Here is an 18,076-nt window from a genome sequence, read left to right on the forward strand (position 1 = left end):
TGTAGCGAACACAAAAGGATCGGAGGAGATATTGATGTTCCCACCATTACCCCCGACAGCAGCAGAGATGGCCGTATTAGATTCATCGAATAACTGGTAGTTGACCCCAGACTGTGAGCCTGCAATGGTAAAAGTTATAGAGCCCCCATCACATACAGCAGTAGCTGAAGGTGTAACCGATAAGCCGGCATTCGGCAAAGGATTGATTGTAGCGGTAGTAGGAGCAGAAGCAGTAGAGTAGCATACGGCTGTATTATTACCATCAGTTACTTCTACAGTGTAGTTACCAGACTCAGCCACAGTATTGAGCACGATAGCCTGAGAAGTAGCTCCACCGACTAAAACACCATCTTTGTACCATCTGTAGGCACCACTGTTAGGCGCAGCAGAGGCTGTTAGTGTGACACTTGTTCCTAAGCATTCAGTGGCTGAAGCAGTGGAGATAGTAGGTTGTGCAGGGGCATCTTCCACGGTAAAGGTAGTACCGGCAGAAGAGCTGCTACATCCTGAAGCATCAGTGCCGCTAACAGTAACCACATCACCATCGGCCAGGGCTGCAGTAGCAAAAGTAGCAGCAGCAGAAGGTCCTTGTGCAGAAAGTCCGTTAACGAAGAACTGGTAGTTAGTAGCACCGGAAGCGGTGAAAGTAACGGTAGTGCCAGAACAGATAATATCATCAGCATCATCATCAGCCAATGTTACAGTAGGCAGTTGGTTGATGGTAATAGTATTTCTATTCTGCGCATTAATTAAAATATCAGAACACTCCGTATCAATTCTAGTAGCTCGTACTCTTACCAATTCATCGGCACCATATGTAGATCTATCGAATGGAAAACTTGTTATTTCAAGAGAACCACCATTACCTACAACATCCTGACTTAAGGGATCACCAGCCTCATCAATTAATTGATATGAGTTAAATGAAAGTGCTGTGTTAATAGTAAATATTAAGGTTTCATTATCACAAACTGTTGTAGAAGAAGGCGTTGTACTTGTACCAAAAGGAGAAGAATTAACAGTAAGATTTACAGTTAAGCTGACTAAAGTGGCTTCGCTCTCACATCCGGAGGCCGAGGTTTCAGTTACATAAGCGGTGTAAGTACCGGTAGCATTTTTGTTAAAGCCTATATCGGAATCTTCTGTTGGGCTGCTTGCTGTTAACAATAAGTTTGTAAGGTTTTCATCCTCATACCACTTAAATGTACCAGCACCACCACTAGCCACAGGTAAAACAAAACTTGCACCTTCACCAAAACAATATTCCTGTGTTTGATTGGTAACTGTGGGGGCGGAGGGAAGTGGATTAACCGTAAGAGTTGCAGTATTAGAAGTAAGCTGTGGTAAACAGATACCTGTAATAACTACTTGAAAATCATATCCATCAATTGAGGTGGGAGCATCATTTATTTGTAAGGTTGCTGAGTTAAAATTGCTGTATACTCCACCATCAGTAGAAATGTCAATATCTTGAAAGCCAGAGCCGGCATCTCTCTGCCATTGATAGTTAATATTATTACCGGATGCACTTACTGAGAAAGATGTAGATTCACCTTCGCAAATTTGGCTATTGGTAGGTTGGCTACTTATTGATGGTGGTGAAAGACTAGATAGTGAGCCATGGGAAGTACCTAAAGGCGCACCATTAACATTAAGATCGGTACCTGATGGTGATGAAACCCGGATTATATCACCTGTAGTTGCAGTAGAGGTTGGTCTTACCCTGAAATCTTCAAAGAAAATTGAATTTATTTGACTTGTTCCGTTGACTATAAGGTTGATCTGAAGAAAATTTGTACCTCTTGATGTTGTTGAAGATGCACTAATATCACCACCTATACCGGTTGCAGAGATTGTTCCGAAGCCAGGGTCAAACTCAAAGTTAGAGGGTAATTCTATTCTATAATACCTTGTAGCTCCTGAAGTATTCGGAAAATCATTTGTATTATTTTCCGTAATTACGATATCAGAAAGAGCATAATAGCTGCCATCAATACAAATATTATTCAGATCAGCCTCCGTAATAGTAACCTGAGCAAGGCCTGATTTGCCATGTATTAAAAGAGTAAGGAATGAAATCCCTACTAAAATATGTTTAAATAACTTTTTCAGACCTAAGTAATTTATTTTCAATGTAGTTAAGCTACAATTTTAAAGTATTTTTTAACAATCTGAGTAGTCAATTTCGACTAAAACAGTACTTTGGATAATTCAATAGCTGTTTCACCAGTACCAAATTCAATTTGTGACAGTATTATTAATTTACCATCCTCTTCAATAATTTTTTTAATATCATAAAATCCGTTTCCGAGATATTCTAAAGACAATTCATCCCTAGGTGATTGATCGGCACTAAACGAATATTTTAAAATGTAAGATGATCTGCCTACTTCCTCATTATTGCTAATATCAGATACACTTGTAACTGCTAGTATTTCACCATTCGATAGTTGGATAAGATCAGTTAATTCATTACCAAAATCAGTTTCTATTCTCGGTTCTCTGGCTATAATATCAAGTTGGTCATTTGTTGAGTTTTCGAAATATGTGCCTCGTATTACAAAAAGTGAATCTGGAGCATTATTCTCTGTTTTCTCAAATTTCCCACCGAAGTAAATGTCACCTGGTAAAATTCCAAAAGTACAGGCTGTTAGTATTTGATTACCACTATAGTTAATAGAAGGACTAATTTCTGGTTTGCTACTTCTTAAATCATTTATTTGATCAATAGAGATGTTTAAAGAAGGATTTGATTCTCCCAGGTATTCTTGCCCTACTATATATATACCACTTCTATTAGGACTTGTAAGAATATGAGTTGCTTTGGAATTGTCAAAGGCTGTTTCACTATTAATAATCGGGAATTGATTAACATGGTCTACTACATCAATATCAAAATTTAAGAGAGTAGAAAGAGGATATACTCTACTTATCTTTTTTGTAGCACCAGCAGAATTTTCTATGTACCCAGACAGTAACACATCTCCATTTGCAATGAATAAATCTTCCATTATAAGTGAGATACCATTACTCTCATACTTTAATTCTCTAATAGAAGCGGTATCATTATTTAAAATGGAATTGCCATCTAGATCAGTAGCTAATACAATTGTGTTTATTTGTTCATCGGTCTCCCTAATTCCTAATACAACAACTTGATTGTCATTTATAAACAACTTTTTGCCGTTATCTATAAAATCATTTTCAATTTCATTGGTGTTTCTAGTAAAACCGGATTTATCGACATCAAATATGATGAGGTTAGAATTGGGAGTGCCATCTATTATCCTCCTTGAATTACCCAAAATTAGATATCCGCTTCCATCGGGTTTTCTTACAAAATCAATAGCTTCAATAGCTTCTGGTCCTTTATAAAGCCTACTGAAATTTTCATGCTCTTCCAGATAATCTTGATTACAAGCAGATAGGATCAGTATGCATCCAAAAAAAAGGCTCAATATGTTAAAAATGATAGCTTTCAATTTATTTGAAATTATAAAAAGGCATATTGAATTTAACAGTAAAATTAAGTATCAGCTTATTGTAGTTATCCTCTTGAATTACATGTCTTCCCGCTAAGGAGTAGAATGATCTTCCGTTTGAATTATCCGAATAATCTACCTCAGGTATTACAAAGTATGAGGCTCCAATGCTTAAAGAGAGATAATTCTCATTTACTTTAATTAATGTTCCCGCATCTAAACTAAATCCAAAATTTAATGCTTTTCTAAATTGATTAACTGAAAATGTTGGAGCTTCTTCATCTTCATTGAAATAGTTTGTTATGCTATTCATGAAATTAAATCTACCCGTAACACCAAATTCTACGAAAGGCTTGTAGCTATAATGATCTAGCATATATCGTAATGAAGTGTTTAAATTAATACCTCTATTAATAGAAGTAAAACTTACAGTAGTCTCATTTTCTCCTTCAACATTTCCACTATTAGTTTCATCATAATCGTATCTGTGGACATCATATCCAAGCTTTCCTGATGCATACCATGATTTTTTGATGGGATATAGAAAATGTGCTCCTCCTGCAATGGAGAGGGCGGGTGTATAATTGTAGTTGTCAACAGCATTAGGATCAGAATTACTCGTAAACCTACCAGAGTCTGTCACGTTCACCATACTATAATTAATTTTAAAATAGGCTCCAATAAAATAGATTGGATCAGTTTCAATTCCCTGATAAAGCGAATAAAGTTCATCTGGATCCACATTTTTCACTACTTGATAATCCGTTTGCAGTTTTAAAAGCTTAATCATGGATTCTTTTGCTTTGTCCTGTTGGTTGATGTTGATATAGGTAAGTGCCAACAATTGATAAGCTTCTATCATTTCATTTTTTGAAAATCCATTTTTCAGACATTCATCCAATTTACCAGGTATGGCATATAAATTACCATTAGCATAATCGGAACGGGCTTCATTGAGGTTCCTCTCGCAGTTTGCCTGTGCAAAAAGTGAAGAGTTAGCAAGAAAAATTAATATGATCAGTAAATGTTTTCTCATTGACTATTATCCACAAAAACGCTCTCTTTAAAAACCGGGTCATATTCTATATCATTTCCGATATATCTGTCCCATTCTTCCTCTGAAATATCACGTGTAACCATGCTTCTTAGGGTAGAAGCCAATATTTTACTTTTTATAGGGTAAAGCCTAAATACCTGATCTTTGCAGCCGGCAAAAATGTATGATGGGTTTAATAAAGCTATTGAGTTTACCCATGATCCTGGTTCGCTTATTATCATCGGGAATTCGTCCACATCATTTAAATTCCATAGTCTTATTGTGCCTTTTGTACTAGAAGCGATGATCTGATTTTCAGCCAGGTTAAAGGTTAAATCAGTCATGATTTCTCCATCGCTACCTCTCAAAATTATGGGGTCTTCCAGCTTTAAGTTATCATCAATAGGATAGAGGGTGACAAGACCAGAATTATCACCAGCAGCAATCATATTATCACCTATTGAAAGAGAGTGGATATACTTATTACTTCTTTCATTAATATTTTTAACAAATCTTGAGTTATTGATATTCCAAAGCTGAAGTTGACCATTGCTATTGCCTGTAACTAATGTTTCTTCATCAAATAACTCCATATCATAAACTCTGCTTCTTACCTTTAAAAACTGCTTTAGTTGACCATTACTAAACTTATAAATTGAGCTATCAGAAGCTGATATTAAAAAGTCTGTTGAATTGTCTAAAAATTCAACATCAAAAGTGAAAGTATTAGGAATCGTATATTTTTGAATGGTTCTTACTCTGGCACCTACTGATATAGTATAAAAATCTGCGCCATCAGTAAGGGCTACTAAAATTTGATTCTTTTCGTCAACAAATATCTTTTTAACAAAAACATCGGGTTTATCAAAAATCACAATACTTCTATTAGAGGTCATATTATCTACCTCCCAGGCATTTATTCTACCAGAAGTTCCTGTGGTATATAAGTATTTATTTGCTACAAATTTTAGAGATCGGACGTCCGTAGAATTACTTCTGAAAGCATTGAAATAGTCATTGTCAAGTGCTTTTACAGCATAAAATAGTCCATTGTAAACATCATTATTGCTGTCATAACCTTCATTTTCTTCATTAAACTGATAACCTAAATAGGCTAATAAGCCTCTTAATTGATCATCTTCAATTTGCAAAGATTTGGTGGCCAAAGCTTGAGCTACTGCTCTCATCCTAAACCCTTGGGTTTGCCCTTGAGCTACTCGTGTTTCTTCAGCTTGTTCTAGTGCTTCTTGCCTGGCTTCTTTTGCAGCAAGCTCATTTTGTCGGGCAATTTCTGCAATTCTTAATGCTTCTTTTCTGGCACTATCAGCTATCTGTGTTTGTTCTCTGGCTATAAGGAAGTTGTATTCTGCATTTTCTCTTTCCTGATTGGCTCTGAAACTTGAAAGGTTGGCTTCGGCTTCCTGCTTTTGGGCTTTGAGTGCGTTCTCTTTCGCTACTTCTAAGTTTTGACGTGCTTCGTCACTTCTTTCATCAGCAAGTGCTCTTTGTCTTTCAGCCTCAACCGATTGATTATAAGCTACTATTAAAAGAATAACTGACAACATTGCCGCTGTTCCCAAAATATAAGCTACAACTCTAGACCTCTTTAAACGCCTCTTTTGAAGCATTTCTTTGGTCTCTATTTCTTGCTTATAGGCTTTCTCACTTCTGTTTAAGAAGGAAATTACTGACTCAAAATTATTATCGTATTGTAGGGCCCATTTTAATGTAGGCTTGGTTTTATTCCTCCATTCTAGAGCTAACTGCAAATCAGGTGGCCTCCATAGACTGCCACTACCTTTTTGATAGTTTTTGGCTGCTTCCGCTAAATTCAAATAGATTTGAGAAGACTCAGACTCTTCTTGCACCCAGTTTCTTAAACGGTACCATACCCTCATTAAGGCTTCGTGACTTATGTCAATAACTGATTCAGAAGTTAACTCTATATCAGCTCGGGGAGTAAGTAATGCTCTGCCATCTTCACGAAACTTATCAATAATAGGAATTAATGTAAATTCTTCTTCATCTACAATTTGTGCAATCTCACCAAGTGGGGTAGGTCGTCTAATGCCATCACTATCACTTCTTTTTTCGGTGATTGTTTTAAAAATTCTTTCACAAATTATTTTCTGAGCATCATTAAGTTCATAGTAAGCTTCATCGGCATGCCTTGATAAGGCCTCATTCACGCTACCAATAGCTTCATAATGGATGAAGTCCAGAGGCTCTTTCATTTCACGATCAGACTGGATCCAATAATCCCATGTTCTCATTAGCGCATGTTGCAACACAGGTAACTGATCGGGTCTATCACCCATATCATTTAAAAGTCTCTGTACTAACCTATTTGAAATGGAACCTTTACCAACAGCTACCGGACCTTTAATAACCAGTTGCTTTTGTTGTCTGGTCATTTGAGGAATAAGATAGTGGCTATCGTTTATCTTATTTGTTAGCTCAGGAAATTGCTCGCAATCACCTAAAAAATCGGACCTCATGGATGAGGCAATATATATTGGTAGTTCAGTTTGATTTACAGCTTCAAGAATAAGGTTAACATAAGCTAAGGATTCATTCAAGTGGTATAAGGTACCAAGCTTTCTGAATCTGAAAATCTCCTCAAACTGATCAAGGTATATAAGTAAATTTTTTCCTTTTAAATGCTTATTAAACTGATAAAGATCGGCTATGCCTTTGGTACTCTTCTTTAGTATTGCCTCGAAAAGGTTTTGGTTAATAATGGATGTAATTTCATCGAGGTTTTCATCATCTTCTTTAGCCTCTAAATGTTTTCTGAAACCTTCAGCTAAGTTTCTGATAGGATTAAGTCCTGGTTTAGCAGTTATTATTTCCCAGTCAATTCCTGCCTTAGTAATGAAACCACCATGAAGGGTAGGGATTACCCCGCTGAACATTAGAGATGACTTACCTGTACCGGATGAGCCTAAGATATTCACATATCTATTTTCTTCCAATATTGATAGAACCTCATCACTCTGACCTTCACGCCCGAAATAAAGGAAACTCTCATCAGTTCCGAAAGGCCTTAAACCTGGGAACGGATTGAAGTTTTTATCTACTTTATTGTCTACAGTTTCTATCACTTATATTATAGTATTTCAGGTAATACCTTAATGATATCACTTGGCTGATCAATATTTATTAATTTAAACTGCTGATTTACATATGACTCAGGTATATCGTTGGTTGAGGTTACAATATATTTACCAGCTATCGGTTTTTCTCTATTAAAACCTGGCGCCTTTCTAATTTCAGACACCATAGTTTTTAGCCATTCGCTATTATTTTTAAAATGGAAGATCATAAACCTATCAGCTTTTCTGAGTAGTTCATAGTGCATTAATCTGTAATCTGCAACATTTTGCACATTACTCAAAATTTTGACTTCATATTTAGATGTAACAGGCTCTGTGTCCTGTATAAGGTCTCTTAATTTGGTATCAATCTTTGTGTCAGAAAGTACGTAGATAACATCTTTTTGGATGACATCTTCTGTTTCTGCTGAAGTTGGCGAAAGCAATTTCGACTTCAAGATGGATTTTAACTCTTCAATAGGTGATTCAATAGCTTCAATATTCTGATAAGGCTTCAATTGAATTTTCAATTCATCATACTTAGCTTTTCTTTCAGGAATAAGAGTTTCCAGCGGATTGAACCAAATATATCTAACCTTTTCAGGTAATTTGCCAAAGGCACTGGAACGGGTTTCACTGCTCAGGTCTAAAAATTCATCAGGAAAGTGTAAAGCTAAATTACATTTTTTCATAAAGAAAATTTCCGGATCTTCCATGTAGTTGGCTTCAATAGAGAAATCTTCATCAGGGAATATTTCTACATCAAAAGCACTTAATTCCCTTTTTAATGTATTGCGATATTTAAAATAGTTATCGCTTTTATTAGATATGTATATCTTGCCGATGCTCTTATTCTCATCTTGAGAGAAAATTTTTAACGCATCGCTAACAACATCCGCAAATACATGCCAGTATTCACTATTTGTTTGATATTCATTCCAGCCTTCGTAGGTAGCATATTCATTTGAATTACCTTCGTTCAAATCATAAAACCTATAATAAGTAGGTGTAGATAGTGATAATGGAAGATCTTCAATTTTAACAGGAGCTTTGAATACTTTTTTAACTTTATTATTAATAAAGGGAATGTCAAAATTAAAGGCAGTTTCCAATATTTCAGCATCCTGATTTATATTAGATGAAAATACAAAAGCAGGGGATAGGATGTAAAGAATTAAATCAGAGGTATTAAAATCTCCAGCGCTTATTAAATCTGTTTCCGACTTTTTTACCACATCAATGTCACCAGTGATTTGATATTGAAGCGATGTTTTGAGAAAATCTATAAAAAAATCGACCCAGCCCTTATCATACGTGGATGAAGGAATGTTATCGTTCTGTGTGAACTTAACGATGATGGTATATTTATCCTTGAAATTCAAAATCTAAAACCTATTACTAATATATCATCTGTTTGTGCGTAATCTCCTTTCCAATCTTCAATCGTTTCATGAATGATAGTTTTTTGATCAAGCACGGGCTTATCATGAACTTTTAATAAAAGCTCTTTAAAATTACTGGTTAAGAACTTGAAGCCTTTTTCACCACCAAACTGATCCTGATAACCATCTGAAAAAATGTAAAACATTCTTTCTACTCCGGTGTGGGCTAAGCTATGGGTTGTATAACTCCTATCAGTGCCTCTTTGCTGTCCGCCAATTGCGTACTTATCACCTCTAATTCTTATTAATTCACCGTTTTCAATATACATCAAAGGGTTTTTTGCACCAGCGAAGCGAATTTCTTTAGTTACTTTATTGATGGTAACCAAGGTCATATCCATACCATCATTAACCTGAGTTTCATTTTGACGAAGATTGTCAATAATATCTTTATTTAGCTCAAAAAGGATGTCTCCAGGTTCATGAATATTTTTAAGATTAGTAATGTTATTCAATAAGTTCATACCCACAACACTCACAATGGCGCCAGGTACACCATGTCCAGTACAATCTACTGCTGCCAAAACAAGTAGTTCCTCGTCCTTATCATTTTTGACGGTATTGAACCAAAAGAAATCTCCACTTACAACATCTCTTGGCTGAAAATAAACAAAGCTTTTATCAATAGCATTTTTAATTTCAACCTCTGTGCTCATTAGGGCATTTTGTATTCTTTGCGCATAATTAATACTTGCCTTCAGCTTACTACTAGTTTCTTCAAGTAAATCTTTTTGCTTTTTGATTTGCTCGTTTGTAAGAGATAATTCGTATTTCTGAGATTCTATCTGTTTGTTTTTCTTTTCTAGCTCTCCTTTCTGTGAAGTAATTAAGTCGTTTAATTGCTTTAATCTTTCTGCCTTAAGGATTTGCAAATGTGAGCGTCTTTCAAGATCATCTAATTCTTTATCGAGCTTGTCATGAAGTTCCTTCGTCTTATTGTCCTTAAAATTATTAACACTTCTATAGCCGATAAACCCAATTAATAATAGAACACCTAATGAAGTGCCATAAAACCAATATTTTTGCCAAAAGGGAGCACTAACTACTATGTTTATTGTTGTTTTCTGATCACTTTCTACTCCATTGGCATTAACTCCTTTTAATTCAATAATATTACTCCCTACTGGTAAGTCATTTATAAGAATTGGTTCGTTAAATCTCGAGGTTTGCCAATTTGAATTAATAGTAGGAATTCTATATTGAATTGATGATTTGTGAGCCTTTGTATGTGTTAGTGCAAAAGCTTTTATGGATATTAAATTACTATAATTCAGTTTATTATTTCTTAATAAATTAACTGTATCGCTAATATTATTAAATCTATCAAAATTGTAGCCTGTAGCACTAATGATTTTAACTCCAGGAGGAGTTAGTGTTGGAATATCGAGATATGGGTTATAAAGCGTAATATTATTCTCATGAATAAATAAGAGGTTTTCATTAGCCAATTCCAGGACTTCGCTAAAATAAGTGGAAGAGAAATTATCCCTTGCATTAAACGTGATGAATTCAACAATCTCAAAATCTTCCTGGGATTTTTTTAATGAAATTCGGGCAACAAACTTATTAGTTGAAACCCATATGTATTCATTTGAATCTTCAAATACGTTGAATATTTCCAATCCAGATTGTTTTGAGAGCCTGGATAAACTTACCTTCCAAATTTTTCCTTCAGGATTAATAAGTTCAAGACTATCCTTTTCATAGCTGAGATAGCCATTTGTGGAACTCGCTATATTTTTTGAAATAATGTACTTAGGAAGCGTGATAACTTTCTGATTAATGTCACCGATTGAATCAACTGTATGCACGCTACCATCCTTTTCAATTAGTTCTATGTTTTTTGCATTTACTAAAACCTTAGCGATAGAGTTGGTAGGGTATTTCTTCTCAATTTCAAAGTTTTCTAAACTTACTTGAATAAATCTACTATCACTATCAATTGCATAAAGTGAGTTTTTGAATGCGTATAAGCTGTTAAGGGGTAGGTTTTTTAATTGAAGCTGCAACTGATTATTGTTGATGGTGTACAACTTGTTATTTGATAGGACTATCCAGTGGCCATTTACAAAGGCCGCACTAATAGGATTTTCACCCAACATTTTAGCACTAATGTTTGTAAACTCTTTATTCTGGGTGAAAATACTGAGTTGGTTATCCTTTACTAATAGCACTGAATTTTCATGAAGAAAAGCACTGCCGTTGATTTTGAAAGGTAATTGGTTAATTGGTTGATTGATATTGATTTTACTCAAACCATTTTTTCCCAATAGCCATAAATTAGATTCTTTGTCTACTTTGAGTCTGTTTATCTGAAAATTCCTGATGCCATTATCTTCTGTTAGGTAGGTAGATTTCGTGCCATTATAAGTAATTAAAAGCTTATTATCGGTTGTTAGCCATAAGTCACCTAAGTCACTAACAATAAAACCTTTGAAGGTAAGGTTGTCAAAACTAAGTTGCTGGCTTACATTATCTCCCGTGTATTTAAAAACCTTATGCTTTCCTAAAACTAACAAGGAGGAATCATAATTTTCATATATAGCCTGAACATCAACAAAACTTCCGGTCTGTTCATAAACATTAGCTTGTTTGTTTATGAAAAGTCCATCACTTGAACCTATTATTTTGGTAGAATCAGTAATGAAGGCTGTATTGAAAATTACTGATGTATTCTCATATAAGGTGTTGAGCTTTGATAATTCACTTATAGAGGTTTGTAAAAGTTTGTTTTTAGTCAGGATATAAATACTCTCACCGCTAACTTGAATAGAATTTATAGGTTGATCATAGTAAGTTGATAGGGAATCATTTTTAAAGGAATACAGAAACAATTTATCCTTTGTAGCAATGAACAGTTGATCCTGAACGTACTGAATTCTCTTGATTTTAAGGTCACCTTTAATGCCCTGTATGTTAAATTCACTAAACTGGTAACCGTCAAATTTTAATATGCCGTAGTCAGTGCCAAAATAGAAATTTAGCTGTTCATCTTGAGTGAAGTCATAAATATTGCTTCTTCCAAGGTAATCTGCTGCATTATAGTTAGTTACGTCAAAAGTTTGTGCTAAACTATTTAGGCTTAAAAAAAGAAGAACAATATGACTTATAATAATCCTCAAGCTACCTTATCATTTTGAGTATCAACAACCTGTAAAGATGATGAAAAATCTGATATTTCCTGAATGTTATCAAATATAATATTATATGAATTCTTTAAAATATTCAATAAAACGATTTTCTCAATTACTAAAAAACGTGCAGGCCTATCAAGGTTAAAATATACATGACCAGATTGAGCAGATGATGGCATCACATCAATAATATCTCTTTTTTCAAATGCTTTAAAGTCAAGACCATTATTACTGAAATTGGCATTTCCCGATTCTATGATCCAAAAGCCTGCATCATCCTCATTATTTAAACTTATCTGATGATTACCTTCTTCCAGTACTACTGGTTTAAAGAATGACTCAAAGGTGTTTATTTCATTTGTTGTTAGTTCTTTCAAATATGGGATGCTGGATAAGAATTGAATTTTATCATACAGTAAAAGGTTATCAGTTCTCAATTTTTGGTCGTCACTGTATTCAATATTTGATCTTACTATAAAGTCAAGCTTTACTGCTTTGTCATTTTCGAGTCTATTAAGATAAATACTGTAAAACTCAGGTAAGTTTTGATAGATGCATAATGCAGCGGTTTCCTGCATTAATCTGTTTTCATTGAGGAATTCTGTAGCTAATTCAAAAGGTATGTCTTCAGCATATAAATATTGAAGCGTATTAATAGCACAGGCTCTGGTCCAATTATTTACTTTATCATAGTCCATATTAAGAATATGCCAAATAAGGCTTTCTTCGGAATCGAAAATATTATCGAACTCAAAATCAGGAAACTCTTCCAAGATAAACTCTCTTAGTCTGCTATCATCTGGGCTTAATAGCACTTTAATCTTGTTCAAAACAATAAGATTATCATCGATATGTAAATCAGCTAAATTATTGGCAAGATTGTGTTCATGTACGTTGTCAGATTGATAAGCGTCAAATATTTCATCTATTACTTCTTTTGAGTAATAGAGCTGCATCAATTTTCTTATTAGGGTAATGTTTTCCTTATTCTCATTTTCAAAAGCAGTTTTCAGTTGGTAAAAGGTTTCATTACTTTTTTTGATGTTTCTGATTATGAAAATATTGGAAAGTGTGTTGAGAATGAGTTCATTAAATAAATCACCAAAATTACTTCTTTTCTCTTGTGGCGGTTTTTTATATATGTCAATAATCTTTTTAGCGGCAATTCTAATTATGTTTTTGTTAGAATCTCTCAATGAAGAAAACAGGAGTAGATGGGCATAGGGGTTATTAATTTTACTTAATATCTCAAAACAGCCTTCAGTGAAAAACAGGTTGTTTTTATTCTTGCTAAATTCAATTTCTAAATACTTAACAACTTTAAACCCAATTTTTTCTAGTGCAAATCTAGCGTAAATACTTACTCTCGGATTACTCAGGCGCTCTATTAAAATTGAAATAAAATTGATATCATCATGATGGCCTGCTACCAAACATGCTGCTTTTACTACTGAAGAACGATTGTCATTCAATAGTTTAATAACCAGGTTTTTATCCGAGTAATCAATTTGAAGCCTTAGAAGACCTTTAATCACATCTATGTCAGATGATTGCTCTACATACTCATATGCGTTTTCAATAGCACCAACCTTAGTTTGAATTTGTTTTAAATACCTAAGTGTATCATTTAAAACTCCTTTACTAGTAGGGTCATTCAATACAATATCTTTTTTCTGCAATTCTTCAAGAATACCAATTTTATCAATTGCCGCTAATGATTTAATCGTGTAAAGAGCCCTGATGCGGTTATCATTACTTGATTCAATTAATACCTTTTCAATGTTATCGAGAAAACCATATGGATTAATTTCAAAGATTGAAAATGAGTCATTTACTTCCGTCTCTTTTGTAGTTTCATATTTTTTAAAAGAATCTAATAACCATTTTAGAGAGACAGCATTCAGGAAGATGTTAACAATTGCTAATACAATTACCAACGCTAATGGGACAATAAAAAGCGTGATATGGTTATTTGGTAAGAAATCAAAGCCAATACCAAATATAGCAAGGGTAATAATCACAAGGTAGGGTTCAATAATTTGATAGTTTGAAGTAGTTCCTTCATTTAAATGGAATAGAACAGACCCCTTTGAGATTCTTGTGAAACTTAGCCAAAGGAGAAAAACAAAGGGTAAAGCAATCAAAAGTGTAATTGAACCAACAGTGCCAAAGGAAGAAGTCAGTCCTTGCTTGCCAATATTAATATACACTAGAAACAGCATTAACCCACCGAAAACAAGAATCCCAACGTTGCCAATGTTGTAGTAAAAACTGACACTTGTTTTTGGCCGAATGAAATAATGAAGTTTATTTTTTAAAAGATTATCAAGCAAAAGAATGATGAGCAATATGGAAATAATTGAAAAGTACGCTATATCAGATCTTAACAGACTTGAAGCTCCAAATAGAAATATGGATTCAAGTCCTATAAATATCAAAAACCACAGTAAAGATTGAAAACTGATCAATTTACTAAGCTTTGACATGTATATATTGTTGTAAATCTGATGTTTATAACTCATTCTGAAAGTTAAACTTAAAGTAAAATTTCAATTTTTCAATCATTTATAAAGAAATTATATTTATTATAGCGAGAAGTAAGATAAGTTAAACTAATTTTTAAGAATTAATTTAAAATACGATATTGCTAGTTCATGTTAGCAGTTAAATCATAAAACTATACAAATATATAAAATGAGCGTTCTTGAAATTCCAGCCAAAGAGGCAGCACCTTATGTTAAGTTTGACGAAAATAATGCTGAGTTAGAGATTATAGGTAAATCTTATGATGAGGATGTAGTAATGCTCTTTAGTATGCTTCGTTCAAAGTTAAAAGCCTTTGGTCAAACTGGCCCAGCAAAATTAAGTGTTAGAATCTTTCTTAAATATTTCAATACTTCCTCCTCAAAATGTCTTTTTGATTTATTATCTGACATTAAAGATATTCAAGATAACAATAACACGGAGCTTGACATGACATGGAATTATGTTGAAGGTGATGAAGAAATGGAAGAAGAAATAACTGATTTCAAGGAATCATTAGATATGAGTTTTGAAATTAAAGGAGTAGAGGATGATATGTAAGTCAATCATCCTTTAATAGTTCCTCTAATTCTATATTGTATATACCATAACTTCTTTTTAATTCCTGACTGCTACTTAGTTTTCTTCTATTAGCATAATTATGCTGATTCAGGAGTGTTCTTGTATTAATTCCATCACCGGTTATATAACTAATAGCAAGATTTAGCAGAAGCTCATTTTTGTCTCCTAATTCTTTTTTATCTAAACCAAAATCTCTAATGGCTATATCAGGATAAAAACCTTGAGAATAGTCAGATTGGTTTTTACTATTGAATGATTTGGTAATAATAGGCTGCATGCCATAAGTGTTATCAGGATCATCGTCTTCATATATGGAGGCGCTTCCTACATTTTTACCTACCGTTGTATCGCCAATCATAAAAACATTCATATACGGTAGTAATCCGTTTACTAAAAGTTCAGAAGCTGAAGCGGTGCTTCCTGATGTGAGTACTATCAATTCCGGATCAACAAGGCTAGAACCAATATTCTCGGCCTTGTTTGTGAAATATCTTAATAGCGATTCCTCTCCGTAGTTTTCTATTAAAAAGTTCTCATAAAGATCGTTATAATCTCTCTTGATAAACACATCATTTTGCGTAATACCTGCACCAATCAAACTAGCCAGGTTAATTGTCGCAGTTTCTGCACCACCACTATTATATCTTAAATCTAAAATTAAGTGTTGAATACCCTTTCCCTTAAAAGTACTAAAAACTGCATCCATATTTTGTAGGTAAGGGTAGGAGTCATCATCAGCTTTTTCACCTGTACTAAAAAGATTGTAAACTAAATAACCTATACGTTTATTGTTGATTTCATATACAGTGTCTAAGTAAATAGGTTTTTCGGCAACTTCGGCTGTAGTAAAGTTTTTTTGTCCTATCTCTGTAAATGTTTCTGTTTCCGAAGAATATCTTTTAAAAGTCAAGCTATGAGGCTCAGATATTTCTCCAAGAAGTGACCTGTAGTTGTTAATATTTAACGATGAGCCATTGATTTGGTAAAACAAATCACCTCGTTTTATGCCTTCCACTGTTGCTGCGGGAGAGCCTTCTTTGATATACGTTATTTGCCCAATCACGCCATTCTCAATTTGTGGATCATTGAACAATATGAATTCATAACCTGCTTCAGTATTAACGCCTTGTAAGGAGTTAAGAAGCTCTATGAAATTTGGTTGAATCCATGAGAATCGGTCTTGAGTAGATAGTTGGCTGTAGAAAAAATCTTCAGGATTAGCATCTGTAATTGAACGAGCTGGTAAGTCTTCTTCCCAATAATAATAGTTAGATAGGTTAGTATATATCCAATCATTCACATATTCATTAGTGCCTGGATCAAAGTTGTCGTCAACCGATATGTCCTCTTTATTACATGCTGAAATGCATATTATTAAAGTAAGGCTTAAAAATGTTTTAAGATGCTTCATAAATTACTCAACAATTAATTCTCCTTTAAATCTCAATGTAGTATTTCCTCTCAAATAAACATAATCACTATCAATTTGTGCTTTAAAAAAACCACCTCTTGGGCTATGCTGTTTAGCTACAAATTCATTTTTGCCTAATTCCTTTTGCCACAATGGAAGTAGCAAGGCGTGGGAAGATCCTGTTGCATGGTCTTCAAGCTGTTTTACATGTGGCACTAAGGTTCTGCTTACAAAGTCAACCTCTTCTTCATCTGACTTTGCAGTTACAGAGTACCCAAAAACATCTATTTTTCTCAAAGCTTCAAAATCAGGGCTCATACGCTTTAAAGCCTGCTCATTTTTAAGAACAACAATATGCTTATTATCAGTTTCATAATAAGCAGTTATTTCCTCTCCTAAAGCTGCCTCTAGGTTTTTGGGAGCGTTTGATTTTTTATGTTCTATTCGGTCAAGCTTTATTTGAAAATAATCTTGATAAGGTGTGCCTTCAATCAGCTTAGCTGTTTTTGTTTTTAAGGTAATAGATCTAAGTGAAGCGTCTCGGTTAAAGAGAAAAGCCATGGCAGCAAGTGAACCATGTCCACATAATAGTATTTCTTCATCTGGAGCGAACCAGCGAACATCATATTGTGCATTTCCCTGAGGGATTAAAAAGCTTGTAGCAGGCTGACTTAAATCACTAGCTATTTGCTGCATCTGATCATCGGATATCGCTGATGAAAGCAATACTACAGCACAAGGATTACCTAAGAAGTCTATCTTAGGATTGGTAAAGGCATTTATTAAAGATAGCGGGTATTTAGTCATGAATTAGTGAATTTAAAACAAGACAAAATATAAGTGGTTTTTGTTGTTTCTTAAAGTGATAAAATATAAATTACTTAGGTAAATGGCTAAGGCCTATTACTTTAAGAGGATAGATAAATCTAAAATTATTTATCACCCCAAAGGCGAGCATCAACTCGCCTTTTGGATGTAAAAACTAATCTTCTTCGCTTGGCGAATTGTCCTTATCTTTTTTGGAGTCTTTCTTAGGTTTTTCGGGAGGTGAATCAAGGATGTTTCCATACTCATCAACGTAAGCCATCATTTCGTCTAAGGTTCCATTACGAGCATTTTCCTTTCTTATTTCCTTACGCTCTTGCTTTTCTTCTTTGCGCTTCTGCTTTTTCTTTTCTTTCTGTTTCTTTATAAAACTATTCTGCGATCTTGACATTAATTATCTTTAAGTTTATAAATTAAGACAGGTAAATTTTACCTGAATGTGCTATAAAAGGGACTACTAACTATAAAATCCTTCATAAAAAAGAAGAGGTGAAGGACTTGAAAGAGATGATTTCTTTTAATAGTATACAAAATTAATAAAATTAT

At 34.0% G+C, this 18,076-nt stretch carries 11 protein-coding genes; 1 reads left to right on the forward strand and 10 read right to left on the reverse strand.

Annotation, left to right across the window (positions count from 1 at the left end; all coding sequences use genetic code 11):
• The 7 genes from JKP34_RS17975 to JKP34_RS18005 form a co-directional block, all read right to left on the reverse strand.
• The coding region (locus JKP34_RS17975; protein ID WP_201924672.1) for an immunoglobulin domain-containing protein at positions 1–2,133 on the reverse strand (2,133 nt) is incomplete at its 3' end.
• A gap of 56 nt (positions 2,134–2,189) precedes the next feature.
• Complete coding sequence (locus tag JKP34_RS17980) at positions 2,190–3,458, reverse strand: hypothetical protein (RefSeq protein WP_201924674.1); 1,269 nt, start codon at positions 3,456–3,458, stop codon at positions 2,190–2,192.
• 25 nt (positions 3,459–3,483) lie between these two features.
• Entirely contained in the window at positions 3,484–4,518 is a 1,035-nt protein-coding gene (locus JKP34_RS17985) for a tetratricopeptide repeat protein (RefSeq protein WP_201924676.1), read from the reverse strand.
• Entirely contained in the window at positions 4,515–7,622 is a 3,108-nt protein-coding gene (locus tag JKP34_RS17990) for an nSTAND1 domain-containing NTPase (RefSeq protein ID WP_201924678.1), read from the reverse strand. Before JKP34_RS17990 ends, JKP34_RS17985 begins: the two co-directional genes overlap by 4 nt.
• A gap of 5 nt (positions 7,623–7,627) precedes the next feature.
• Positions 7,628–8,995, reverse strand: coding sequence for a hypothetical protein (locus JKP34_RS17995; RefSeq protein WP_201924679.1), 1,368 nt, complete (start codon positions 8,993–8,995; stop codon positions 7,628–7,630).
• Entirely contained in the window at positions 8,992–12,177 is a 3,186-nt protein-coding gene (locus JKP34_RS18000) for a SpoIIE family protein phosphatase (protein ID WP_201924686.1), read from the reverse strand. Before JKP34_RS18000 ends, JKP34_RS17995 begins: the two co-directional genes overlap by 4 nt.
• Positions 12,174–14,675, reverse strand: a complete 2,502-nt coding sequence (locus tag JKP34_RS18005) for a hypothetical protein (protein ID WP_201924688.1) — start codon at positions 14,673–14,675, stop codon at positions 12,174–12,176. Before JKP34_RS18005 ends, JKP34_RS18000 begins: the two co-directional genes overlap by 4 nt.
• A gap of 208 nt (positions 14,676–14,883) precedes the next feature.
• On the opposite strand from JKP34_RS18005, the gene JKP34_RS18010 reads away from it, so the two are divergent.
• A complete protein-coding gene (locus JKP34_RS18010; RefSeq protein WP_201924697.1) occupies positions 14,884–15,273 on the forward strand; it encodes a SiaC family regulatory phosphoprotein in 390 nt (129 codons plus the stop codon).
• Between the two features lies 1 nt (position 15,274).
• On the opposite strand, the gene JKP34_RS18015 is transcribed toward JKP34_RS18010, so the two are convergent.
• The 3 genes from JKP34_RS18015 to JKP34_RS18025 all read right to left on the reverse strand — a co-directional run bounded on the left by JKP34_RS18015 (position 15,275) and on the right by JKP34_RS18025 (position 17,921).
• On the reverse strand, positions 15,275–16,705 hold the full coding sequence (locus JKP34_RS18015; RefSeq protein ID WP_201924699.1) for a S41 family peptidase: 1,431 nt from the start codon (positions 16,703–16,705) through the stop codon (positions 15,275–15,277).
• 3 nt (positions 16,706–16,708) lie between these two features.
• Positions 16,709–17,512, reverse strand: a complete 804-nt coding sequence (locus JKP34_RS18020) for a PhzF family phenazine biosynthesis protein (protein WP_201924701.1) — start codon at positions 17,510–17,512, stop codon at positions 16,709–16,711.
• Between the two features lie 175 nt (positions 17,513–17,687).
• Positions 17,688–17,921 (reverse strand): cold-shock protein, encoded by a 234-nt coding sequence (locus JKP34_RS18025; RefSeq protein WP_201924703.1) that lies wholly within the window; start codon positions 17,919–17,921, stop codon positions 17,688–17,690.
• Positions 17,922–18,076 lie beyond the last annotated feature (155 nt).

Origin of the sequence: Marivirga atlantica (genome assembly GCF_016734805.1) — a bacterium.
Classification (GTDB): domain Bacteria; phylum Bacteroidota; class Bacteroidia; order Cytophagales; family Cyclobacteriaceae; genus Marivirga; species Marivirga atlantica.